Genomic DNA, 22,788 nt, shown 5'->3' with positions numbered 1-22,788 from the left:
GAAATCCATGCGCCGCGACGTAGGTTCGGCAGGTCGGGGGTAGGTCTGGGTGTTCTGTCCGGATCGAGAGTCGAGGCCTCGTTGGACCGTTCTGCTGTCACCTACCGCCCTGCTCTCTCGGTTGAGGGTGACGTCTTCGCCCCTGGGCATCTGGGCGAGCTCACCCAGGTGGTTCCGTTCGAGCTCGTGGACGCCGTACTGGAAGAGGCGGGCCGTACCGAGCGTCGCCTGCGGATACTGCCGTCGCGCGTGGGGGTGTACTTCGTCCTGGCGTTGGGCCTGTTCGGGCATGTCGGCGCTGGCCTGGTCTGGCAGAAGCTGACCCATGGTCTGAGCGGGCTTGCGGTCCCTGTCCCGTCGGAGAAGGCGCTGCGGGACTTGCGTCGGCGGATCGGGGTGGCCCCGTTGAAGGAGCTGTTCGAGACGCTGGCGGTTCCGCTAGCGCAGCCGTCGACGCCCGGCGCTCGGTACCGTCGATGGCGGACCGTCGCCTTCGACGGGTGCGGCTCGTTGAAGGTCCCCGACCACGAACGCAACCGGAACTGGCTCGGCAAGCTGAAGTCCCGGCTGGGTCCGGCGGGCTACCCCACGATGATGCTGATGGCGCTCGTGGAGACCGGCACACGTGGTGTTCTGGGGGCCGTCTTCGGCCCACCTCAGACCAGCGAGACCGTCTACGCCGCACGGCTGCTGCACCTACTCGACCGTGACATGCTGCTGATGGCGGACCGCGGCTTCGACAGCAACTACTTCCTGGAAGCGGTGGCCGCCACCGGCAGCCAATTCCTGACCCGCTGTCGCTCCTACCGACGCCCGTCCGTCCTCGCGGCACTGGATGACGGCTCCTACCTCACCCAGATCGCCGGCCTGCGACTTCGGGTGATCGAGGCCGAGGTGAGAGCGGTTGGCGCCGACGGAAGCACCGCCGCCGACCGGTACCGGCTGATCACCACCCTGACCGACCACCGCACCGATCCCGCCACTGCGCTGGTACGCCTCTACCACGAGCGCTGGGAGATCGAGTCGGCCTTCCTGGCGCTGCGTTACACGCTCCTTCGCGGCCGGGTCCTGCGCTCCAAGGACCCCCTCGGGATCGAGCAGGAGGTATGGGCCCTGTTGGTGCTCTACCAGGCGATCCGATACACCATGGTCACCGCGGTAGAGACCCGTCCCGGCGTCGACCCCGACCGGGCTTCCTTTACCGTCGCGCTCGAAGCCGCCCGGAACACCGTCACGACCGCCACCGGCGTCCTCGCCTCGGCCGCGAAGGATGAGGTCGACCTGGTCGGCCGGATCGGAAGAGCTGTCCTGGCCGGTCTCCTTCCGGCGCGGCGGGCACGCTTCAGCGCCCGTGTCGTCAAGGCGGGCACCTCCCGCTACCACACATGGAACCGCCGCCCGGACGACAACAGGCCACTGACCAGTACCAACATCACCACCGTGGAGGTGACCGTCCACGAGCCGCCGCCCGGACCGGAGAGGAAACCGCAGGCCCTCGCACCCGGTCAGCGACCTGCCCGACCGAGATCCCCAGATCAGGCCGGACACACAGCACCCACGGGCACTCGCTGGCAGACCGTGCAGACCATCCTGCAGCAGGCTCCGGAACACGCACGACGCGCCGAGGACCTCGCAGCCGCGCTCGGCATCACCGGCAAGAAGAAGCTGCACAGCTTCTACGTTCAGATGTCTGCCTGGGCCAGCCGGGGCCGGCTCGTCAAAGTCGTCCCCGGCATCTACCGGATCCCACCCCAACCGGCGATGGACACGGCCCCGTGATCCTTAACTTCGCGGCATTGGGTGGTCGCTCATGAAACACCCCACCGCTCGGCGACCCACCTGCAGCGATCACGTTTCATGAGTTGTTGCAAACGGCTGGACGCCTGAAACGCCCCCACGAAACAGTCCAGGGTCGTGAGCGACGACTTCAAGCGCGTGGAATCGCAGGACTGCCCGATGTCCACCTGCGCCGCTCCCGCGGGCTCCCCGTGCCGGACTGGGAAGGGCAAGGTGGCCATCCAATACCACACCGTCCGTTTCCGCCTCGTACCCCAACTCGCCAAGGCGCTCAGCGTGCCGACCCCCGCCGTACGCAAGCCGGGGTCGATGTGGACCGAGCTACCGCGGCCGGTGAGCGCCGGCGCCGAACCGGCCGGGCACGTCCGCCTCGGCTACGCCCGGGCCTCGACCGCCCGGCAGTCCTTCGACGCGCAGCTCGACTCCCTCACCGAGGCCGGAGTGATGCGCATCTTCTCGGAGAAGATCTGCACCCGCGCCACCCGGCGCCCCGAGTTGGAGGCCGCCATCAAGCTCGCCGGGGAGATCCGTTCCTCCGGCGTCGCCGTCACCCTCGTCGTCCACGAGCACAAGCGGCTCGGCCGAGGCATCGAGCTCGCCACGCTCGCCGAAGAGCTGAAGGCGAGCGATGTCGGGCTGGAGTTCCTCACAGGCGAACTCAAGGGCTCGCACGACCCGTCCGGGATCGTGTTCACGGTGCTGGCTGCGATGTCGGGCATGGAGCGCGAGTACATCCGCGACCGCACCCTGGAGGGCCACGAGTCCGCCCGCAAGCGCGGCAAGACGATCGGTGGCGCGGGCGTCACCGACGAGTCGATGCTGTCCATGGCCCTCCACCTGGCGAGCAGGAGATGAGCCTGCGCGACCTCGCCAAACGCCTCGTCATCACCACCGGCACGAAGAAGGGCCAGCACCCCTCACGCGCCACCGTCATGCGCGTGCTGCGTGAACACAACGAGCACACAACCGCGATGGAAACCACCGGCTGACCCGCGGCCCAGCCCTTGATGCCGACTCCGCGAGATGAGTGATCACCTCGTGCCCGTGTTGGCTTGTGCGCCCACCAACTACCAGTAAGGCCCGTGGGGATGGGCGCCGCGCATGAGGCCAGTGATCGTCACTGCGGGGGTTGAAAACACCCTGGCAGGCTTCGGGCGGAGACGGCGCGGCGTGGTCTCACCAGGGAATAGGCCCGTCCTCGGCCAAAAGGGCGCCCGTCGGGCCGTCCTCGCCCACAGTTGCCAGGTCAACCGCCACGGCCGCGCCCTCCTCCGCCGTGCGTATCCCGGTGTGGCGGTTGAGGTCGGTCGCGCAGTAGCCGGGACTCACCGCGTTGACCAGGATCCCTTCGGCGCGCAGTTCATTGGCGTAGAGCACGGTGATCGCGTTCAGCGCGCTCTTCGAGGTGCAGTAAGGGAGGAGGATCGAGTAGTAGGCGGACCACGGGCTGCCCGGGTCGGCCAGGTGGGTGAGAGAGCCGAGTTCGCTGGACATGTTGACGATGCGCGCGGCGGCGGAGCGGCGTAGCAGGGGGAGCATGGCGTGGGTCACCGCGATGACGCCGAACACGTTGGTCTCGTAGACCTGCCGGACGGTAGCGGCGGGGGTTTCACTCGGTTTTTGCGGTCCGGCGGCGATCGCGGCGTTGTTGACGAGGATGTCGAGGCGGCCGAACGTGGCGTCGATGTGCTTGGCGGCGGCCTGGACCGAGATCTCGTCGGTGACGTCCAGCGGTACGAACCGTACGTCGGCGCCGCCCATGCGAAGCTCCTCGGCCGCCGCCTCGCCACGCTCGGCGTCGCGGGCGCCGATCAGCACGGTGATGCCGAGGGCTGCGAGCCTGCGCGCCGTTTCCTTGCCGATGCCCTTGTTCGCGCCGGTGATCAGAGCAGTCTTCTGCGAAGTCGTCATGGCACCCAGCCTCCCCTCACCCACGGGCGTCAGGGAAAGACCAGAAGACTCTGGATCTATAGTCCACAGATATGAGTGAGCTAGAGGTGCGGGAGCTGAGGTACTTCATCGCGGTCGCCGAGGAACTGAACTTCAGCCGGGCCGCGCAACGCCTGGGAATGGCGCAGCCCCCGCTGTCGAAGGCGATCACTCAGATGGAGTCCCGGCTCGGGGTACGCCTGCTGGAGCGCACCACCCGGCAGGTGAGGCTGACCAACGCCGGTCAGGTGCTGCTCGACCAGGCCCGGATCGCGGTCGACGCGGTGCACGCGGCGGCCCGGCGTGCACGCCGGGCCGGTCAGCCGACACCCCGGCTCGTCGTGGCGGTCAAGCCGGGAGGCGATGCCGGGACGATGGCCACACAGGCTTGGCGCCGGCCGACACTCCTGAGGGGCCGCTCGTGGCCAGCGTCGAGCAACTCCTGGAGGTGGTCGCGCTGGGCCAGGCGGTGGCGTTCCTGTCACTCTCCACCACCGAGCGGCACCAGCGTCCGGACATCGCATACCGGCCGGCCTCAGCCCCAGCGCGGTCATGGTCGCCTGGCCGGAGACCTCGCGATCCGCGGCCGTCGCCGCCTTCGTCCAAGCCGCCCACGACGTCGCCGCCCACCACCCCGACTACATGACCGCACTGGCCTACTGACCGGGGACACTCACCCCTCGCCATGACGATCACCGCAGGACCAATTTCAGACAACCACCAGCGCGAAGAAGGGCCAGCACCCCCTCACCCGCCACCGCCATGCGCATGCCGCGTCAGCACGATCAACAGGCAGCGATGGCAGCCGACCGTCAGTAGCAATTACATACAGCTACCTTTCACTTGGTCGCGCCGACCCGAGTGGAAGGCCCTCCAGGAGGTAGTCCACCCAGCCATCCTCGCGCCGGGGCCGGCCGGGGGCGGCGCGGCGTGCCCGGGTCCACCGGGTTTGACGCCGAGTTGTTTCCGGGGCCGCCGACGGTGGGCACACTGCGGCCGTGTCGGGATTCGCGAGGGATACGAAGTACTACGGCGACCGGCTGGTGTACGAGCCGCTGGAGAGCAAGTGGAGCGGGGTACCACGCCCGGCACTGCAGGTGCGGGCAGGACTGGCTCGAAGCCCACGCCGTCCCGGGCGGGTTCACCGTGATCCCCCGGGGCCGGACCGGCTACTACGGACTCGTCGGACCCGGCCTGACGGAGGACGTGGACGAGGAGAAGCCGACCGCAAACGCCCTGTGGGAGGCGGTGACAGGCAAGCCCGGCGCACAGACCTGGTACGAGAGCGTCCACGTCACCTGCCGCACCCCGGAGGCCGAGGCCGCCCGCAAGGCCGAGAACGAGCGCGTCTACGGGCCGCGCCGCGAGCGGGCCGTACAAGCGAAGACCGAGCCGGCCACCGAAGCGCAGCTCAAGTACCTGGCCACCCTCGTGGACAAGGTCGGCAAGAATCGGTTCGACGCCGAGTTCGCCAACGCCGTCAAGGGGACCGGCATCGAGCCGCGCCGCCCGCGGGAGCGGGCCGCGACCGCCGTCAAGCGGCTGACCAAAGCGGCGGCCCGCAAACTGATCACCGGCATTCGGCCGGGGTCCCGGAAGCGGGGCGAGAAGTTGTAGCCGAGCAGCGAGAACAGCCCGAACACCATGTCGGAGTAAGAGGCGTTGTCGGTGGCCACCATCTCCGGCCGCACCTCGGCGTCCAGATTCAGCAGGGTGTCAAGGATGTGCAGCGGGTCGCGCGGGGTGCCCGGCACCACCATCTGCCCTCGCCCCAGTGCGCGACTATCGGCACCCGCGCCTGGGTCGCCACCACCCGGCCTTCGCGGTGGCGATCGTGTCGGTCCTCAAGTAGTACAGATCAACGTGCGCCAGCCGCGCCCGGGTCAGTGCCTCGTCGCCTCCGTCGATGACCGTGGTGTAGCCGATGTTGCACGCCTCGGCGGCCAGCAGCGCCACCAGCGACGTCTTCACCCGCTCCATCCGGGGCCGGCCGCCGTCCAGGTGCACGAAGGCGTCCAGGAGCCCGGTCCAGAGTTCACCTCGAACAACAGGTCCGGCAGGCCGATCTGAGGGAGCATCGCCGCGGTGGTCCGGCGCAGCCACCGCAGCGACTTCGACTCGCAGAGCGCGCCGAGCCGGTCCACGTTCAGCTTCAACCGGCCGTTCGGCTGGACCTCGAAGCTGAGCTTCGCGTCCTGCCCGGCCTCCTCCAGGCGATCGGCCATCAGCCGCCACGCCGCGTCCAGCGCGCCGACCTGCGGGGAGGAGCTATCGGCGAGTCTGCGGTGACAGGCGCCTCTGACCTGCGATCTCCTCGCGAGTCGGCGACTCGGCTCAAGACTTCCGCGCGCTCGCTTCTGCAACACGGAGCGCGCTTACCCGAAGTATGGCCGGATCTTGTTCCTGAGTGTTACCAGCTGGTGCCGACCGCTGGGACCGGTACCCGGTAGCGCGCCTTCGCGAGCCGCCGGCGTCGAAGCAGAAGCATCCGACCGACCCGCAGTTCAGGCTGTCGTGACCCCGCCGACGAAGGCAGGGACGGTGTGGGCTGTGCTGTGGCTGGTCAGTGCATGCGGACGGTGACCTCGGGGAGCGGTATGTCGGACAGGTTGAGCTGGAGCCCGGTCATGGTCAGGTAGGTCTGCGAGTCGCTCAGGGTGTTGGACGGTGCCTGGGTCTTCCCGCGTGTGCTCACCAGCAGGTACCAGCCCCCGCGCTTGTAGCTGCGGGAGGCGTCGGCGCTGTCGCCGTTCGGGTTCAGTACCCAGCTCTGACGCTCCAAGTCCGCACAGATCGCCTTCATTTCGGACTGTGCGGCGGTCTTCTCCCGGACGGCCATCCAGCCCGTCCTGTTCGGGTTGGATCCGGCCGGGACCGTCGACTTGCCCTGCTCTGGGTCGAGGCCCGCCGTGCGGACCGCCGTCCGGATCACTTCGTCCACCTCGTCCCGCGTGAGGGGTGGCGACGTGGGTTCAGGCTCCGGGGCGGGCGCCGACGCGGATCCGGACGGTTTGGACAAGGGCGCGCCCAGGTGCACGCGCCCGTCGTCGTCGATCTGTACCTGGTCCGGCAGGACCACGGCAGCCAGACTCACGATCAAAGTCGCGGCCAGTCCGATCCACACCCTCTTCAAGAACGCGTTCAACGTGAGCCCCCCGAATGATCATCCGAGGGGAGTCTCACACATCCCGTTCGGCGCCCGGCAGTCAATCCTCCGGGAGCGGAGCCCGCTACTTCGCGTTCTCGGCTGTCAGCTTCTTGAACTCGTCCGGCGGTGATCGAGTCGATGTCCTTGCCGGAGTTGGCGGTGAGCTTCGTGTCGTTGATCGACACGTCGGGGTGCCCTTGACGTTCTGGTCGTAGAAGGCCTGGCCGACCTTTCGGCCCACCGCGTCGACGACTCAAACCGGCGCTGTGCCCGCTACCCCGAAGCGGTCGGCCGCTGACCGGCGGCACGTGCTGGGCAAGCCGAAAAGGAGCCTGGGCAAGCCGCCCCGAACAGCGGCTTGCCCACCTTGGCCGGAGCGCGCCGGACACGGCGGCGGTTACGGTCCGCCCGGAGCTTATCGGCGAGGCCGTGGCTGACCGATGACCGATGACCGATGGCCGGTCACCGGCTCGGTCGTGAGTTGCACGGGTCGGTCACGGCGCTGACGTGCTGTTTGACCGATCGCAGGAGACGGATCGGTCACGCTCGGCCCATCACCCACCGGTCGCGGGCCCCGGTGGGCGAGCCTCGCCGTACGCAGGACCTGCCCAGGGATACCCGGACCGCGGGGCGGGACGCCCCCGAGGTTGTGGCGCCACCGTGCGGGAGGTGGCAGCCCAGAGTCGGCCGACGCCACCTCGTTGCCGTTCCTCAGGCCGAGTCTGGTCCGCTTGCGCTGCCGAGGAGTCTGTCCACGAGGAGTTGTGGGTAGCCGGTGGCCGGCAGGTCGATGCCGAAGATCGCCCGGATGTAGAAGGGCGCGATCAGCTGGTCGAGGATCTGCTCCAGTGGTGGCGGGTTCTCGCCCCGGGCCGTGGCCCGCTCGCGGATCTGTTCGATGGAGTGCATGCGGCGTCGGAAGTGCCGGGCGCGCTCGCTCTGTGCCTGGGTGCTGCTCGGCATGGACAGGGTGACGGCGCGTACGAGGGCGTGCCCCTCGGGTGTGCGCATGTTGGTGACGCTGGCTTCGGCCCAGGCGATGAGGTCACCGCGCAGGGTGCCGGTGTCGTTCAGCGGTGAGTTGCGTTCGAGGCGGGTGGTGACCGTGTCGGCCAGCAGGGCGCCGAGGCTGCCCCAGCGCCGGTAGACGCTGGTGTGGTTGACGCCGGCGCGTTGCGCGATCGCGGGGATGGTGAGGTCCTCGCCCTCCGGGGCCGAGAGAAGGTCGACAACGGCTTGGTGGACGGCTGCGCGGACCTGTTCGGGACTCCTGCGGATGCGTGCGGCCGGTTGTTTCTGAGTCACGCCCCCATCTTAAGCACAGATGTTTGCTTCTGGCCGGGGCGAGGCCCTATAGTCGACCCCACAAGCACAAATCTGTGCTTGTGGTGCCGTCGAAGGAGACCGCCATGAAGCAGCTGCTGTTCCCGAACAACACCCAGTTCTGGTACGAGACCCTGCGCTCGATGAGTCACATCGCCTACGGCGGCGCCGACTTCGGCGAGGTCGTCTCCACCGCCGCGCGGATCACCGAGGGCGACTACGACAGCTGGTACGCCGAGTGGTTCGCCACCGCCGGCCGGGTGTCGGCGGAGGCTGAGAAGGCCCTGGCGGCCGGCCACCGGGTCAGCGCCCGCGACGGGTTCCTGCGGGCCTCGAACTACTACCGGTCGGCGGAGTTCTTCCTGCACGGCAAGGACTGCGACCCGCGCCACGACCACGCCTACGACCGCTCCGTGGAGTGCTTCAAGGCCGCCGCCGCCCTCTACACCACCCCGCGCATCGAGCCGGTCGAGATCCCCTACGAGAACACCACGCTGCCCGGCTACCTCTACCGGCCCGACGACTCGGGCACCCCCCGGCCGACGCTGATCATGCACAACGGCTTCGACGGCACCGCCGAGGAGATGCACTTCTTCGGTGCGCTGGCCGCCGTCGAGCGGGGCTACACCGTGCTCGTCTTCGACGGCCCCGGAATGCCTGGGCCGCGCCACCACCAGGGCCTGGTCTTCCGCCCCGACTGGGAGAACGTCATCACCCCGGTGATCGACTTCGCCGAGACGATCTCGGAGGTCGACAACAGCCGCATCGGACTGCTCGGTCTCAGCATGGGCGGAGTGCTCGCCCCCCGGGCGGCCGCGTTCGAGCATCGGCTGGCCGCGCTGATAGCCGTAGACGGCCTCTACGACCTCGGTCAGACGTCCGTCCGCAACATCCCCGGCGACCGCGAGGAGGCCGAACGTCTCCTGCGGGCGCAGGCAGCCCCGGAACTCGACGCCGCCCTCGATCAGATCATGGCCAAGGACCCGATCGCCCGCTGGGCACTCAACCACGGCATGTACGTCATGGGGGTCGACACCCCCCGCGCCTTCAACGCCTCCTACCTCGACTACACCCTCGCCGGCGGGATCGCCGAAAAGATCCAGTGCCCCACCCTCGTCTGCGACGCCGCGGAGGACGAGTTCTTCAAGGGCCAGCCCGAGCAGCTCTACGAACACCTCACCTGCCCCAAGACCCTCATGCTCTTCACCGCCGAGGAAGGCGCCGGCGCCCACTGTCACCCCGGCGCCACGCGTCACGCCAACGCCCGCATCTACGACTGGCTCGACGACACCCTCGCCAACACCCGCCCCTGAACCCCACCCCGCCAGACATCACCGAGAACCCGCTGCCCGAACCCGCCCCGTCCTTCTTGGTGATGTGGCAGGTGTGCCGGTCGGCGTACCCGTCGCCGTCGTGGAGCTCGCACCGACCTCCTCCTCAACGAGGACATCACCCTGACCGAGGCCGTTCGCCGAAATCCCCCCCGACGGCCGCTTCCGGCGCATCGAGGAGACCACCTTGATGCTCAAGGGGACCGACGCCAACCGCAACCTCCGCAGCGCCCGCTGACCACCCCCACCCCGCGAAGACACCGCACACCGCCGGCACCACCTCACCCGGTGAGCGCACCGCCAGGCGCCGGACCCGTGTCCGGCCCCGCGGCGGGCGTGTCGGCGACATTGGCTGCGGGGATCAGGCACACCGGCGTGTGCCCGCCCACACGGTGGGCTTGCGCTCCGCCCAGGGCGCGGCCTCCTCGAGTTGTGCGGCGAGCCGGAACAGCACGTCCTCGCGTCCGTAGCCTGCGGCGAACTGGACACCGATCGGCATGCCGGTGGCGGGGTCGGACGCGAGCGGCACCGACATCGCCGGTGTGCCGGCGACATTGAAAACGGCGGTGAACGGCGAGCGGTGGAACAGGTGCTCCAGCCAGCCCGGCCCGTCGGCGTTCTCGGCGCCCCGGCCGTAGGTGCCCAGGGGCAGTGGCACCTCGGGGAGGGTGGGCGTCAGCAGCAACTGTTCCCGGGTCTCGAAGTGGGCGCCGATCGAGCGGGCGACCCGGTTGCGTACGTCGAGGGCGTGCACGAATTCCGTGCCGCTCCCCTTGAGTCCCCACTCGTAGCTCGCGAGCATGCGGGGCTCGACCGTGGACTCGTCCACCGGGCGTCCGAGTGCATCGGCGAGACCGTCGATCCAGCTCACCAGGTTCGCGGTCCACAGGCGGGCGTTGGCGAGTACGAACTCCTCCCAGGGCACGCCGAGGTCCACGGTGGTCACGTCGACCCGGTGGCCGAGCGATTCCATGAGCCGGGCGGCGGCCAGAGCAGCCTCGATCACGGCCGGTTCCGCGTCGCGCCGGCCCCAGGGCGTGGTGACCAGGCCGACGCGCAGGCGGCCGGGTTCCTTGGTGATCTCTTCGCTGTACGGGCGACGGGGGCGCTCCGCGAAGTAGGGGTCGCCGGCCTCCGGGCCCTGGATCAGGTCGAGCAGGGCTGCGCTGTCCCGCGATCTCGCCCTTCAGGCCCTCGACCGCATCATGACCGAACCGTCCGAACTGATGGACCTATGGGCCGAGTCGGATGGCGAGCCATGGCGCGCGAACATCCGCCGCCTGCAGAACGTGCTCCTGCCACAGCCATTGGGAGAACAGCTCAGCCTGATCTGACCCAACCCGACCCGCACCCGTCCTCCCCGGAAGGCCACTATGAGCTGGGACGTCCTTTTCATGCGCCTACCCGCCGACGTCACCTCTGTGCACGAGATCCCCGCCGACTACACCCCGGACCCGCTCGGCCGGCGCGAGGACGTACGCGCAGCCGTCACTCAGGCTTGCCCCGAAGCTGACCTCTCGGACCCAGCCTGGGGTGAGCTTTCCGGCCCGACTTGGTCCGTCGGACTCAACATCGGGTCGGAAGATCCGGTGGACTCGATCAGGCTCCACATCCGGGGCTCCGGCGGCGACGTGGTGACTGACGTCTTCCGTCTTGCCGAGGCTCTGCGGTGCAAAGTGCTCGACTGTGCGCATGGGGACCTGATAACCCCTGGGCATACGTCAGGCTGGGAGGAATTCCAGGAGTACCGGGATCGAGCGCTCGGACCCTCTCAGTGATACCCCCTGGTCGCAGCACTAGCATCCGGCCCACGCACCCTGAATCCCGATCGAGCCTTTATGGCCTGCTCCCGCCCGGTCGGATGGTCACATCCGATGAAGGCGACGGAGATCGACGCCCTTGTGGCTCAGTGACGGGCCAGCCGCGCCTGAGCTGTGGACGCGGATGTACACCGAACACGCACGTTCCGGCCTGTGGCCGCTGCTCCTCGACGCGCTGGACCCGAACGATGGCGAGTTCCGCCCTTGGGGGTCCGGGGAGCTCTTCCCTGAGCAGATGTCCTCCCCGGCAAGCCATGATCCTGCCGGCCTCCTCGCACAGTGGTGGGCGACCTACACGGCCGTCGATGAAGACGACGACATCCTCGACGTCAAGAGGCGCCTGCGGGTTACGGCCCCCTTCGGACAGGTATGGTCCGGCCTTGCGGCCAGCCGGGAAACGGTAACGAACCCTGAGCAACTGGCCTCAGAGTTCGCGGAGGCGTTCCTCACCGACTGCCCGCGGACACGTCTTGGACTGGTTGCTGCTCCGTCCGGTGCCGAAGCGCTGACAGCCGTGGGCTGGGCTGGCCCCTGCAACTACGAAACGACACCGCGAAATTTTCCGCGGTCGTCCGGGATTGGGAAAACCGATTCGGGGCCCGTGTCGTCGCGGTCGGGTTTTCCACGTTGCACCTCAGCGTTGCCGCGCCATCAGTGAGCGAGCATGAGGCTCTGCTGGTTGCAGCCGAGCACTTTGCGTTCTGCGACGATGGCGAGTTCGAGCTGTTCGGCGAGGTCGCGGTTGTCCCGTCGCAGCCGGGCGTTGTTGGCCTGGACTGTGCTGTAGGCGTCGGCTGCGGTCGTGCCGCTTGGCGTACGCGCGATGGCGGCGAGCTCGTCACAGATGTCTGGGTAGTTGCGGCGGAAGGTGGTGTTGGCGAGGCCGAGGCGGGTGGCGAGGGCCAGCACGCTCGGGCGTCGGCCGGTCTCGGAGGTCAGGCTGTCGATGGCGGCGTGGACGTCGGTGCGGCTCGGCAGCGGGTGGCGGGAACGGCCCCTCGCAGTTGTGGACCATCGACACAGCGCCCCTCTCGGGACGGACGAGCACCCGGCCGGTGTCGGCGTACGCCAGGTCGAAGGTGCCCAGGTGCAGCAGGCCGTTCTCATCGGGCTCCAGCCCGTGTGCCTTCCCCCCGGCCCAGGCCAGCGTGAACGTGGCGACCCCGGCGGCGAACCACGTCGGCAGCCCCGCCGTCACGGCCAGCTCCCGAGTGGGCTCGTGACTCAGCGCGGCGGGCAGCTGTTCGTGCTCCAGCAGCACCATCCCGTCCGCGTCGAACACCTCCTCCGGGCGGGCGGCGTCCAGGGGGCCTCGGCCGCCGTCGGCCCCGCGAACCACGGCCCGGCCCCGCTCCAGGAGACGGCCTCGGAGCCGGTCGGCCCGTCGGCCGCCGCGCCGTTCCGCTCCAGGACCACGACGCCTCGCGGCTCGAAGAACATGACGCGGCCGCCTCCGAGAGGAGTGGGTTCCTCCCAGGTGTCGGGCTGGTGGAGGCCGTGGTCGTCGTCGTCCGGGTCGAAGAGGACAGGCCCCTCGACGGGGGCGTTGTACGGCCCGCTCGGCGAACTCGCCTTCGGCGGGCGCGGGGAGCCGTCCGCCGGTGGACGGATTGAGCCAGTGCTCTGGGGCCACTGCGACCACGGCTTCAGCAGGAGACGGCCGTCCGGCGCCTCATGGACCTCGATGTTGGCGTCCCCGCTCAGGTTCGGCGTGGCCCAGTACTCGCCTGTCGGGCGCCACTGGGCCCAGACGGTCCGCCACGACACGGCTCGGCTTCGGCGACCAGGTCGGCGTAGTCATCGTGGCCCAGCACCTTCGCGCCGAAATGCAGCCACGAGGCGAACTCCGCCCGCGGTACCTCGGCTCCGTCGAGGATCGTGACGGCTTGGGCGTAGGCCTCGCGGCCCGCTCCGCCGCCCGTGGCAGGCAGGTCCTCAAGGGCTTCGGGGCCGACGGCGAGCAGGGTCGCGGGGGAGGCGAACAGCGTGTCAAGATCGTCGCGATTCATACGGACATGCTGCCGGCCCCCGCCGACAGCACCGCGGCGAAGCATGTGTGCGGGGTGCTGCTCCCGCCCACACGAGGTCAGCCGTGGGGCATGAGGTCCTCGCCCGGTGTTCCTGCCGAGCTGCCCTGACCGGGCGTCAGGACACCTACGCGTACAGCGCCCCGACGCCGAACCCGAGTCCGAGCACCGTGAAGAGCGCGCCGACTCCGACGAAGACCCACCACAGGCCGTTGCCTCCGGCCGGAAGCATCCACCGGGAGGGCTTCGCGGGGTCGTAGCGGACCGCGACCCGGGTCCCGGCGGCAGGAGTCCTGTTGAGCGGGCGGGCTATGCCCGACCTGGTCTCCATGGCCCGGCCGTCCGCCGTGGTCCAGGCGACGACCGGCGCGTACGCCGTGGTCCCGGTGCTCCGGAAGGTGATCGAGTCGTCCGAGCCCCCGCCCTGCACCCGCATCGCCTCAAGGCGGATCACCACCCCATGGGCCCGTACGCCGTCGCGCAGCAGACGCCGGGCCTCCCGGACCTTGTGGTACGACGCCGCACCGAGCACGGCACCCGGCAGGGCAAAGGCGAGGGAAAGGATCCACAGAGCAGAAGAAGGCGACATGAGACCTGTTTCGGTTCGGAAGAGGGGGCGCGGGACCCGGTGCACGACCGGCCCGCGCAACGCGCAGGCCTCCGCACCCCGGCTACCCGTAAGGACGCCTGTGTACCGGTTTCAGTTTCTCAGGCCCCGTACGCGGGCAGGGCGCGACCGAGCCCCTCCCCGGGCCGTCGCGGGCCGCCCACGCACGACACCGGACCGTGTCCTGGGCGACAAGTCCTGCTCCAGCACGGCCATCCGCCACCTGTTGCGGCGTCGGCGTATCGCCGCAACATTCCCCGTCGGCATGCCACCGCTAGAGTGAGGCGGCCTTCAGGTAGACACGCGTGTGCGTGACGTGGGATGCGGACGCAGAGAAGGCGATCGAGCGGGTCTCGCTGGTGACGGACACGTCGAGGCGGTCCGGCGCAGCGCCGCCGGTGATCCGTACAGCGCGCTTCGCTTCCGCCAGGATGCCCGACACGCGCAGCTCGCTCACCCCGGTGAACTCGATCCAGAAGCGCAGGGTGTTGTACGCCGACTCCGTCCACTCCGGCTTCGGGTTGGCCGGCAGCTGCGACGTCTCGAAAGCGAAGGTCACCGAAGTGCTGCGCTCGTCGATGTGGACGTGGAAGAAGTCGCAGGTGTCCAGATCGGGTACCGGCGCCGTGCCGTACAGGTCCCGCAGTTCCGGCCGTTCGATCGAAGCAGCCATCTCACACACGCTCGTAGAAGGTGTTCGCGTACGCCGGAGGCAGGGTCGGGAAGAGCCGGGTCTCGAGTGCACGGCTGAAGGCGCGCGAGCCGCTGTCGCCGCCGTCGGCGTCCTGCGTGAAGACGCTGATCTTACCCGCCTTGACAGAGGCGTTCGCGGTGAATGAGAAGGCGACGCCGGGCGCTGCCACCTCCACTGCCAGCCTGTGCTCCGGCAGTGCACGCAGCGCGACGTCCGCCGTGACCGGCGGCTGCCATCCCTCCATCAGGAAGTCCTGCACCATCATGAATTGGATCTGGCACTGCATGGTGTCGCCCGGCGCCCCCTCCCAACGGTCGGGAAACCGCGGCAGGTCGAGCCTCAGGGTGACGGTCGGGTCCCAGCCGTCCAGGTGCACCGACCGCAGCCGGACACCCGTCAGGTCGGGAGCATCGTCGTAATACGAAGTGAAATCCGCATTTACGACGAAATCAGTCCAAGTCATGTAGTAATGCTCCTCTGCCCCTGGTATCTGGCCGTTCCGGGGGTCGTCACCGGGCCGCACGTGGACATGGGCCGGTTGGTATCCGGGCTCGCCCGGCTTCTGGTGACCGAACCAGTGGTCCTGGAAGACGACGATGTCACCGTTGGGCAATTCGTACCACTCCTCGGTGTAGAAGATCGGCTGGCCGTCCGGCCCGATGAGCTGCTTGCCGCCCTGCCATTCGGGCGTCGTCGCCTTCGCCCAGTCGTCCACGAACGCCGGCTCCTGGCCCTCGGGCACTCCCGCTTCACGCAGGGGCCTTCGCCTTCCGCTACTCCTTGGTCTTGCCCACCTTCGCCGAAGACGGGCAGTCGTCCGGAGCCAGTCCCAGCGCGTCCGTCCACATCAGCGGGTTCGGGACGTACGTCGACGCGTTCGGCACCGGCCTAAGACCCAGCGGGTCGACGGAGAAGTAGCGGGCGGTCTCCGGGTCGTAGTACCGGAAGCGGTTGTAGTGCAGCCCCGATTCCGGGTCGAAGTACTGCCCGGGGAAAGCGGAGAGGGGTGTAGGTGCGGGCGTCCGTGTTCCACGTGGTGGCGCCCCACACGGTGCTGCGCGTGCGCCAGGCGATCTCGCCCGCCTCGTCGACGAGCTCCTGCGGTGCGCCGATCAGGTCGGTGACGATCGCGAAGAACCGGCCGTCGATCTCCCGCCCGTCCGCAGCGACCAGCCGTTCGGACTGAGCTGCCGCACGGCCGCCCGCCCCGACGCCGGCGGAGCCGCACAGCAGCCCGTGCAGCCGCGGTCAACGGCTGTATCGTCTCACGACCACTCCGGCGCCCACACCGACACCCCGGCCTGCGCCACCTCAACAGCAAGCGTCCCGACCACCCGGCCCACCAGCCGGCTCCCGCGCGACCGACGGCGGCGCGGGGCCGGCTCCCCTGCCGGACCGGCTGGCTCCCGACCGGACTCCTCACTTATCGACTCCCCGCCCAATTCTCACGTGCTCATGACAGCTCACTCCTTGCCTGAAACCACGGGTCACACCTCCGGCCGGAGGGGTGACCCGCACTTTCGAACTCGAAGGGATTAGTCGCGCAAGTCCGAGAAAACTGCAGGTCAGAGGCATAGATGAGTGAAACTCGCGCACGTGATACACCATCAACCCCCAAGCCCCGGTGGTGTCGCGGCGGCGGATCTTGGTCCACTCTCTGTGCGAGGTGATATAGCGGCTGGTCAGGGGCTTGACCACCAGGCCCTCGATTCCCTGCTCCAGGAGAGCTTGGTACCAGACCAGCGCGACATCGCGATCATCCGTGGCCGGCACCACTTGTCTGGGCCTATTACGTACACCCTTGTCGCTAGTTGTAGTCGGTTGTCCTCCCTAAGGGGGAGGGGGCTACGAGTGGACGAGCGGGTCCGGCCCGGAAGCCCCGGCGGATACGCGGATCTTGGGGATGAGTCTCGGCCACATGTCTGGATTTCAGGTGGTACTCGTGGGGGACGCAAGGCCGGCTCTTGGGAGGGATCCGGTCTGACCCGCTCGTCCAACACAGTGGAGGCACAAGTGATTTCACCGGACGAAGGAACGGGACCACGCGCATGAAACGTCTCGCACCGCTGCTCGCCACCGCCGGACTCCTCGCCGCCGCCCTTCCCGGGCTGGCGGCGCCATCGGCCTCCGCCGCCCCGACCCCCGCGTACCTGCGACAGACGCCGGCCTGGCACCGCTGCAGCCCCGATCAGCCGGCGGCGTACGAGTGCGCCACCCTCAAGGTGCCGCTCGACTACCAGCGTCCCGAAGGGCGCACCTTGAACCTCGCCATATCCCGGATGAAGAGCGAGAACCCCGCCAAGCGGCGTGGCGTCCTCCTCCTCAACCCCGGCGGCCCCGGGACCTCGGGTCTCTTCCGGCCGATACGGACGAATACCGAAATGCCCAAGGACGTCCGCGACCGCTACGACCTCGTCGGCTTCGACCCGCGCGGCGTCGGCGAGAGCAGCCCGATCGGCTGTGGTGATCTGAGCGAAGCGGAGGTGGGCGTCGGCGGGGCGTACCGGCCCGAGACCTTCGCCTCGGACGTGTCCTGGGCGCGCGGAATCGCCGACAAGTGCCGTGAGAAGTCGGGCGATGTGATTCCGTACATCACCACCCGCAACACGGCGCGCGACATGGACGTCATCCGCGCCGCACTAGGGGAGCGGACGGTCTCGTACCTGGGCTACTCGTACGGGACGTACCTCGGCGCGGTGTACTCCCAGATGTTCCCGGAGCACACCGACCGGTTCGTCCTGGACAGCGGCGTGGACCCGGGGCGCGTCTGGCGCGGCATGATCCAGGCGTGGGGGACCGGAGCCGAGCCCGCCTTCGAGCGGTGGACGCGGTGGGCGGCGGAGCGCTCGGACACTTATGGGCTCGGCGCCACGCCCGAGGCGGTCTCGGCCACCTTCTGGGCGCTGGTGGCGCGGGCCGACCGGGACCCGATCATCCACTACGGGGAGAAGGTGACGGGTGACGACATCAGGGCCGACCCGTCGCTCTTCTTCGATCCCCACGGCGCCTCCGCCGTCGTCAAGTCCATCAAGGCATCGGCCGACAAGGCGCCCCAGCCGCCGGGTGGCACCGCTCCGGGCGGCATGGCTCCGGGTGGCACCGATCCGGGCACGAGCGGGAAGGGCGCCGACAGGAAGGGGCCCGGCGCGCAGTCACCGCTCGGCGGCATCCGGGCCGTCGGCCCGGGCATCGACGCGGGAGGGGCGTCGGAGGGTCCGGACGCCATTCCCGCCAGCAACGTCACCGCCGTGTACTGGGCCGTGGTGTGCGGGGACACGGACAGCTGGCCCCGCGATCCGGAGCAGTACGCGCGGGACGCGGCGCGAGACAAGGTGAAGCACCCGCTGTACGGGGACTTCGCGTCGAACATCAAACCGTGCGCCTTCTGGCAGCGGCCGCTGGAGCCCGCCACGTCCATGAAGGCCCGGGCCGACGTCCTGACCGTGCAGAACGAGTGGGATCCGATGACCCCGCTCGGCACCGGCCAGGGGCTGCACCAGGCGCTCAAGGGGTCGCGGATGGTGCTGGCGCTGGGGGGTGAGGGGCATGGTGTGTATCTCTCCAACCCCACGGCCTGCGCCAACATACCCGTCAACGCGTACCTGTCGACGGGACAGCTGCCCGCGAAGGACGTGACCTGCCACAACCCGCCGCCCACTCCGGATCCGGAGGGTGCCGGAGCCCGCTGACGACAGGGCCCGGCCGCCCGGCCCCGCTGCAATCGGCTGAACCCGGTCAGGCGGGCAGCCGCGAACCCTGTCCACAACAGGCCCTCCACGCCGGACACGTCGGTCCAGGTCTCCAGCCACTCTCGGGCCTTGGCCAGGTCCGTCGTCATCGGGACGAGCGTCCAGAGAGCCGTCAGGGCGCGGTCGGCGAACAGCTGCTCCAGAGGAGCGCGCCGCTCGTTGTACGGGCGTTGCAGCAGCTCTTGGCCGTCGAGCTGCAAGACGTCGAACGCGACGAAGTAGTCCGGGCACTGAGCGGTGAGACCTGGGGCGCTGCGGGCGCCGGCGGCGGCCCGGCGCTGCGCGGCGGGGCCGTGTCCGTGTCCGTGTCCGTGTCCGTGTCCGTGGACAACGAGTCAACGTGCTGCAGGCACTTCTGCGAGACCATCGGCAACCGCCCAATAGGGCTCGCCGACCGCAAACCTGATCGATTCAAAGCCGACTTTTCAGGGAGGATCGCATCACCACTGCCCCACGAGCTGAGGAGATCCCTGTGATCACGCAAGGAGTACGGGTCACAGGCCGGTGCGGTGCCTGCGGAGGCGCGACGACCTGCGATGTCGGTCAGTTCTTCGACCGCGGCATGCTCCGTTGGGGCACCGAAGGGCGATGCGCGGACTGCCTGCATGGGTGGTGCGAGCAAGACAGCGGCCCCGTCACGCCCGAGAACATTCGACAAGCTCTGCTGCAAGCGCACGGGCCCGCGCGTCTTCGCCTGTCTGGAAACGTGCCGAGCCTTGTTCCCGTGCTGCAGGCCCTCCGCAGTGCACGGGAACTGTCCCTGGGCGAAGCACGAGCACAGGCCGCGGAACTCGCCGGGACCGGTCTTGTCGGCACGCTCGTCGAGATGAAGATCCTGGGGGTTCACCTTCGCGGACGAGGCATCGCGGTGAGCATCGAATCGGCGGTGTAACCCTGATGGTGCTTCCTGCAAACGGCCACCCGTACTCGATTGTGACCCCAAATCCGCTCACTGGATCTGCTCATTCAGAGGGTGTCTGTCCTGGGCTCGGGCGGCCTCATCACGTCTGCGTACCGGTCGCTATGCTGCCGAGATGACCGCGCAGTCGCCCCAACCGCTGACCCTGGAAGCCGCCAGGGACCTTCAGAACATGCTCGGAGCCGACATCGGGCCAGGCCTCAGCGAGCGGGAACTCAACGCGATCGAGGCACGGTTCGGCTTCACCTTCTCGGCGGATCACAGGGTATTCCTCGCCGCAGGGCTCCCGCACGGGTCACGAAGCTGGCCCGACTGGCGCAACGGCGACCCCGAGGACCTGGCCGGGCGGCTCTCCCAACCGGTCGAGGGTGTGCTCTTCGACATTGAGCACAACGGCTTCTGGCACCCTGCCTGGCCCCCGAGGCCCGCAGAGAAGTCCGACGTGCTGCAGGTCGCACGGTGCGAGTTGGCGACCGTACCGCAGCTGGTCCCCGTCTACGGCCACCGCTACCTGCCCGGCACAGCAGGCGAGTGGGGCCACCCCGTACTGTCCGTCCACCAGACCGACATCATCTTTTACGGGAACGACCTCGCCGACTACATACGACGCGAGTTCACCGGCCGGGCGAGCAGTCTCCCGGCCCACGCGACCGTCGGCTTCTGGTCGTACTTCGTCGAGGCCGGTCCAGGCACCGACGTCACCGCGCCCACCCCGCACACCCCCTACGCCGTCAGCACGCAGGAGGCTGTCGAGTACCTGCGGATGCTGGCACTGGAGCGCCTGATCGGCCGACAGCACCACCCGCACCACCTGATCGAGGCAGGGCTTACGGCACTGGCCCTCGACATCGAGACGCAGTCCCTTCCGCTGCTCGCCGGCCTGTCGCGCACTGAGTATGAGAACGCCGATGTGCTTTTCGACCAGGTACTGACCGAGCTGGGTCTGTCCGATGGCCTTCCCGTGGATGACACCGGCATCCCCTGGGAGGCGGCCCGCTGGGAACTCGTGCGCTGGTGGCTCCAGCTGATCGTGAACGGGAGTCTGGACCCCGGGGCCGGCGGTGACGTGATCACCTACGAGGGCTGGGGCGCGCTGGCCCGGCCGCAGGCGCTCAAGCCTCTGGTCGACAAGGTCGATGCGTACAACGACTCGGAGGCAATCCGGAGCGGCGGAACACGCGAGCAGCTGACCAGAGCGATCATCGCGGAGGCCGAGCGGTTGCTCGCCGGTCCCTGGCCACCGCTCGACTGATCTCCCAGCAGTCGTGGAAGTTCCGCCGCCGTTGAATGCTGGAGCGAGTGAGGTGACGAGCAGCCGCAACCGAATCAGGGATCCGCGTCAACCCCCTCTGGACAGCACCCGCTGCGGCTTGACACCGGCATTGAGACGTCTTCCCTGTGCAGGCCTGCACGGGCCCACGAGCCCCGAGCCTGAAGCCACAAGCTATGGGCCCGGTACGCCCACATCGCTCGCTGACAGCGCCACGCACGGCCGCCATCGCGCCGGCCGGTACCTGTGACCAGAGACACACTGGGCAGTCTGTGGGGTTGCCTGGGGTGCGGGGGGACGTCGGCCGTGTACTGGCATGGTGGTTGTGGTGGGATCTGCGGTTATGGATGAGTCAGACCGTTAGCAGAGCAGCGGTGCTCAATGGCGGCTGGGACAGCGGCAGCGGGCACGGCGTCGTCGGCGACGCCGACCTCGGGAGGTTCCTGGACGTGTTGGCGCTCTGGCCTGACCTGGACGCGGACGCCGGAGCCGGCTGGGCCGGCGTGGACCTGGACGGTTTCAACGACTCCGTGTAAGGCCCGTTCGAAACGCCAGCCGTTGCGGGTTTCTGGCGGGTGGGTCGTGCTTCGGGCCCGATGATACGCACGGCGCCAAGCGTGTGACGGGCTGGAAGTGCGGCCGGCGCTGTCCGTGCCTGGCTGCGCGAGGCAGTACGGGAGCGCCACAGCTATACGCGGAAGAGCTGCCCCCTCCGGCGCAGGACGTGGGCCCGATGGCGGCGGCCGACGGCCCCCTGGCCCTCGATGCCCGGACGGGAGCAAACCTGCCGACGCGCCCCGGCATCATCCCGGACCTCGTGAACGGACACAGGCGTGGCCATCTCCCGCTCCGGTGATGGGCTCATGGCATACCCGGCCTCCGGCTGACTGCGGTCGCCGGGATGCGGCGGTGCGACTGCGGGCCCGTGGCCGCGCGCCGCAGTCCACAGCCTCTGGCCCGGGCCGGGACGGCGCGCCAGTCTGCATGATTGTCGTGTCGTCGCCGGTAGTGGGCCTTTGCGCCGGGTGAGGTGGTGATCGCGGAGAAGGCCCAGAGACACGCTGGCGTGGTTGAGCCGGTCGTTATTCACCCAGCGGCGGGTGATCCGGCGCGCGGTGTGTTTTGGCCGTGGCTTCGGTCGTGGCAGGCGGGGCCGGGGTGCGGGGGCCGCCGGCGGCTGCTGCTGGGGATTGTGTGCTGCGGCGGGACGCGGGGCGGGCAGGCGGGGTGGGGTGGTGGCTGTGCGGGCTGCGATGTCGTCCAGCAGGCGGTCCGCGACGGCTTTGAGCTCTGCGGCCCGGCTGGCGAGCATCCGTTCCTGAGGCGTCAGCGGGGCCCGCAGCCTTCCGCCTTCGTCGTAGCGCTCCCGGTATCCGGTGCTCGCGGCCTCTGAGTGTGGGCCTCATGGACCGTGTCGATCAGCAGCGAGGCGAGGCCATTACCGGCCCCGGAACTCCTTGCCCACCTCCAGTATGGAAATCTCCACGGCCAGGCCCTGCGGGTGTGCGTGGAACTGCACGTACCCGGCCTGCCTGCCCTCCACCAGGGCAATGACCTGCCGACCGGGCCAGCGATGTCCCGGACCCGCCTTCCAACCCGCCAACCTTAGCGACACACCCTCCCAGCGCATCGCGCCGGTCATACCCGGGGCGCCCGCGCCGGACGCGAGGAGACCAACCGCGCCCCGACGTCGCGGCTGCCCGCAACCGCGCGCGACACGGCTGCGGCGACGGTCTCCTCCAGCCGTGCCCGGATCGCCTCGGCAGACAGACCGGACCACTGGGCGGGATCGACGTCGAAGGCCGCCTGCATGACGACGTGCACCTCGCCGGGACCGGAAGGGGGCCGACGGGGCAGTGTCACCACGCGGAACTACGCCACCGATCTGTGCTTGTTCTTCAACTTCCTGTGGTCGCGGCGCCCGACCCGACCGTCGGGCCACCGAGGCTGAGCACCACGGCGCGCGCTGACCGGCGCCAGCAGTGGTCGTGGCCCCGGTTTCCAGAGCCGAGGGCTTGTTCGTCCGATATGCAATGCGGTGGATCTCAGGAGCCGGCTCAGCTGTGGATGTTGCAGCCGGGGAGTGTCATGAATCAGGTGGACACCCGCTGTGAAGGGACCCCTGATGGACGCGATGACTGGTCACCTGATCGAGGACGCTGACGGCGTGTCGG

At 69.1% G+C, this 22,788-nt stretch carries 20 protein-coding genes and 6 pseudogenes; 12 read left to right on the top strand and 14 right to left on the bottom strand.

The features are described from left to right. Positions 1 to 81: 81 nt before the first annotated feature. The 3 genes from ABTY04_RS28240 (at position 82) to ABTY04_RS28230 (ending at position 2,786) form a co-directional block, all read left to right on the top strand. Complete coding sequence (locus ABTY04_RS28240; RefSeq protein WP_352216215.1) at positions 82 to 1,779, top strand: IS4 family transposase; 1,698 nt, start codon at positions 82 to 84, stop codon at positions 1,777 to 1,779. A 135-nt stretch (positions 1,780 to 1,914) separates the two neighbouring features. Then, positions 1,915 to 2,652 carry a recombinase family protein gene (locus tag ABTY04_RS28235; RefSeq protein ID WP_352216214.1) on the top strand — a complete coding sequence of 246 codons (738 nt, stop codon included), beginning with the start codon at positions 1,915 to 1,917 and terminating at the stop codon, positions 2,650 to 2,652. Then, positions 2,649 to 2,786 (top strand): hypothetical protein, encoded by a 138-nt coding sequence (locus tag ABTY04_RS28230; protein WP_352216213.1) that lies wholly within the window; start codon positions 2,649 to 2,651, stop codon positions 2,784 to 2,786. The genes ABTY04_RS28235 and ABTY04_RS28230 overlap by 4 nt, the downstream gene beginning before the upstream one ends. Before the next feature lie 187 nt (positions 2,787 to 2,973). Here ABTY04_RS28230 and ABTY04_RS28225 read toward each other — a convergent pair whose 3' ends face one another. Next, positions 2,974 to 3,708 (bottom strand): SDR family oxidoreductase, encoded by a 735-nt coding sequence (locus ABTY04_RS28225; protein WP_352216212.1) that lies wholly within the window; start codon positions 3,706 to 3,708, stop codon positions 2,974 to 2,976. Positions 3,709 to 3,779: 71 nt separating this feature from the next. Between ABTY04_RS28225 and ABTY04_RS28220 the strand changes: the two are divergent. Continuing rightward, a pseudogene (locus tag ABTY04_RS28220) lies at positions 3,780 to 4,103 on the top strand (LysR family transcriptional regulator); the annotation flags it as partial. A 972-nt stretch (positions 4,104 to 5,075) separates the two neighbouring features. Here the strand turns inward: ABTY04_RS28220 and ABTY04_RS28215 are convergent. From ABTY04_RS28215 to ABTY04_RS28205, 3 genes and pseudogenes are all read right to left on the bottom strand, one after another. Continuing rightward, positions 5,076 to 5,981: pseudogene (locus tag ABTY04_RS28215) on the bottom strand (Tn3 family transposase); the annotation flags it as partial. A gap of 308 nt (positions 5,982 to 6,289) precedes the next feature. Further along, positions 6,290 to 6,820, bottom strand: coding sequence for a hypothetical protein (locus ABTY04_RS28210; RefSeq protein WP_352216211.1), 531 nt, complete (start codon positions 6,818 to 6,820; stop codon positions 6,290 to 6,292). A gap of 765 nt (positions 6,821 to 7,585) precedes the next feature. Further along, positions 7,586 to 8,179 carry a TetR/AcrR family transcriptional regulator gene (locus tag ABTY04_RS28205; protein WP_352216210.1) on the bottom strand — a complete coding sequence of 198 codons (594 nt, stop codon included), beginning with the start codon at positions 8,177 to 8,179 and terminating at the stop codon, positions 7,586 to 7,588. 104 nt (positions 8,180 to 8,283) lie between these two features. Here ABTY04_RS28205 and ABTY04_RS28200 point away from each other — a divergent pair, with 104 nt between their 5' ends. Together ABTY04_RS28200 and ABTY04_RS28195 are read left to right on the top strand one after the other, a co-directional pair. Next, a complete protein-coding gene (locus ABTY04_RS28200) occupies positions 8,284 to 9,510 on the top strand; it encodes an alpha/beta hydrolase family protein (RefSeq protein WP_352216209.1) in 1,227 nt (408 codons plus the stop codon). A gap of 154 nt (positions 9,511 to 9,664) precedes the next feature. Continuing rightward, positions 9,665 to 9,766: pseudogene (locus ABTY04_RS28195) on the top strand (nuclear transport factor 2 family protein); the annotation flags it as partial. 123 nt (positions 9,767 to 9,889) lie between these two features. Here ABTY04_RS28195 and ABTY04_RS28190 read toward each other — a convergent pair. Beyond that, positions 9,890 to 10,675 carry an amidase family protein gene (locus ABTY04_RS28190; protein WP_352216284.1) on the bottom strand — a complete coding sequence of 262 codons (786 nt, stop codon included), beginning with the start codon at positions 10,673 to 10,675 and terminating at the stop codon, positions 9,890 to 9,892. A 58-nt stretch (positions 10,676 to 10,733) separates the two neighbouring features. On the opposite strand from ABTY04_RS28190, the gene ABTY04_RS28185 reads away from it, so the two are divergent. Beyond that, positions 10,734 to 10,862, top strand: a complete 129-nt coding sequence (locus tag ABTY04_RS28185; protein WP_352216208.1) for a hypothetical protein — start codon at positions 10,734 to 10,736, stop codon at positions 10,860 to 10,862. Between the two features lie 939 nt (positions 10,863 to 11,801). Beyond that, a pseudogene (locus ABTY04_RS28180) lies at positions 11,802 to 11,999 on the top strand (DUF4253 domain-containing protein); the annotation flags it as partial. Here ABTY04_RS28180 and ABTY04_RS28175 read toward each other — a convergent pair. The 7 genes and pseudogenes from ABTY04_RS28175 to ABTY04_RS28140 form a co-directional block, all read right to left on the bottom strand. Further along, positions 12,000 to 12,455 carry a hypothetical protein gene (locus ABTY04_RS28175; protein WP_352216207.1) on the bottom strand — a complete coding sequence of 152 codons (456 nt, stop codon included), beginning with the start codon at positions 12,453 to 12,455 and terminating at the stop codon, positions 12,000 to 12,002. A gap of 117 nt (positions 12,456 to 12,572) precedes the next feature. Further along, the gene (locus tag ABTY04_RS28170) at positions 12,573 to 13,115 is read right to left on the bottom strand and encodes a hypothetical protein (protein ID WP_352216206.1); all 543 of its coding nucleotides are present in this window, start codon (positions 13,113 to 13,115) and stop codon (positions 12,573 to 12,575) included. After that, a complete protein-coding gene (locus tag ABTY04_RS28165) occupies positions 13,049 to 13,357 on the bottom strand; it encodes a hypothetical protein (RefSeq protein ID WP_352216205.1) in 309 nt (102 codons plus the stop codon). Before ABTY04_RS28165 ends, ABTY04_RS28170 begins: the two co-directional genes overlap by 67 nt. Positions 13,358 to 13,502: 145 nt before the next feature. Continuing rightward, positions 13,503 to 13,964, bottom strand: a complete 462-nt coding sequence (locus ABTY04_RS28160; RefSeq protein ID WP_352216204.1) for a DUF3592 domain-containing protein — start codon at positions 13,962 to 13,964, stop codon at positions 13,503 to 13,505. A 292-nt stretch (positions 13,965 to 14,256) separates the two neighbouring features. Then, positions 14,257 to 14,655, bottom strand: coding sequence for an Imm50 family immunity protein (locus ABTY04_RS28150; protein ID WP_352216203.1), 399 nt, complete (start codon positions 14,653 to 14,655; stop codon positions 14,257 to 14,259). A 1-nt stretch (position 14,656) separates the two neighbouring features. Then, entirely contained in the window at positions 14,657 to 15,391 is a 735-nt protein-coding gene (locus tag ABTY04_RS28145; protein WP_352216202.1) for an HNH/endonuclease VII fold putative polymorphic toxin, read from the bottom strand. A 97-nt stretch (positions 15,392 to 15,488) separates the two neighbouring features. Next, positions 15,489 to 15,879: pseudogene (locus ABTY04_RS28140) on the bottom strand (RHS repeat-associated core domain-containing protein); the annotation flags it as partial. A gap of 845 nt (positions 15,880 to 16,724) precedes the next feature. On the opposite strand from ABTY04_RS28140, the gene ABTY04_RS28135 reads away from it, so the two are divergent. Further along, positions 16,725 to 18,365 carry an alpha/beta fold hydrolase gene (locus tag ABTY04_RS28135; protein ID WP_352216201.1) on the top strand — a complete coding sequence of 547 codons (1,641 nt, stop codon included), beginning with the start codon at positions 16,725 to 16,727 and terminating at the stop codon, positions 18,363 to 18,365. 89 nt (positions 18,366 to 18,454) lie between these two features. Here the strand turns inward: ABTY04_RS28135 and ABTY04_RS28130 are convergent. Continuing rightward, positions 18,455 to 18,655, bottom strand: a pseudogene (locus ABTY04_RS28130) (ATP-dependent DNA ligase); the annotation flags it as partial. A gap of 494 nt (positions 18,656 to 19,149) precedes the next feature. On the opposite strand from ABTY04_RS28130, the gene ABTY04_RS28125 reads away from it, so the two are divergent. From ABTY04_RS28125 to ABTY04_RS28115, 3 genes are all read left to right on the top strand, one after another. Further along, positions 19,150 to 19,317: a hypothetical protein gene (locus ABTY04_RS28125; RefSeq protein ID WP_352216200.1), complete on the top strand. Its 168-nt coding sequence runs from the start codon at positions 19,150 to 19,152 to the stop codon at positions 19,315 to 19,317. Positions 19,318 to 19,459: 142 nt separating this feature from the next. Then, positions 19,460 to 20,596 carry an SMI1/KNR4 family protein gene (locus tag ABTY04_RS28120; protein WP_352216199.1) on the top strand — a complete coding sequence of 379 codons (1,137 nt, stop codon included), beginning with the start codon at positions 19,460 to 19,462 and terminating at the stop codon, positions 20,594 to 20,596. 365 nt (positions 20,597 to 20,961) lie between these two features. Beyond that, on the top strand, positions 20,962 to 21,150 hold the full coding sequence (locus ABTY04_RS28115; RefSeq protein WP_352216198.1) for a hypothetical protein: 189 nt from the start codon (positions 20,962 to 20,964) through the stop codon (positions 21,148 to 21,150). 1,102 nt (positions 21,151 to 22,252) lie between these two features. Here ABTY04_RS28115 and ABTY04_RS28110 read toward each other — a convergent pair. Next, positions 22,253 to 22,477 (bottom strand): hypothetical protein, encoded by a 225-nt coding sequence (locus ABTY04_RS28110; RefSeq protein WP_352216197.1) that lies wholly within the window; start codon positions 22,475 to 22,477, stop codon positions 22,253 to 22,255. Between the last annotated feature and the right edge of the window lie 311 nt (positions 22,478 to 22,788).

It is taken from the genome of Streptomyces sp. NPDC097981 (assembly GCF_040302565.1).
Lineage (GTDB): Bacteria > Actinomycetota > Actinomycetes > Streptomycetales > Streptomycetaceae > Streptomyces.
The sequence above is the reverse complement of the archived record's forward strand: the minus strand, read 5'-3'. Positions and strand labels throughout refer to the sequence as shown.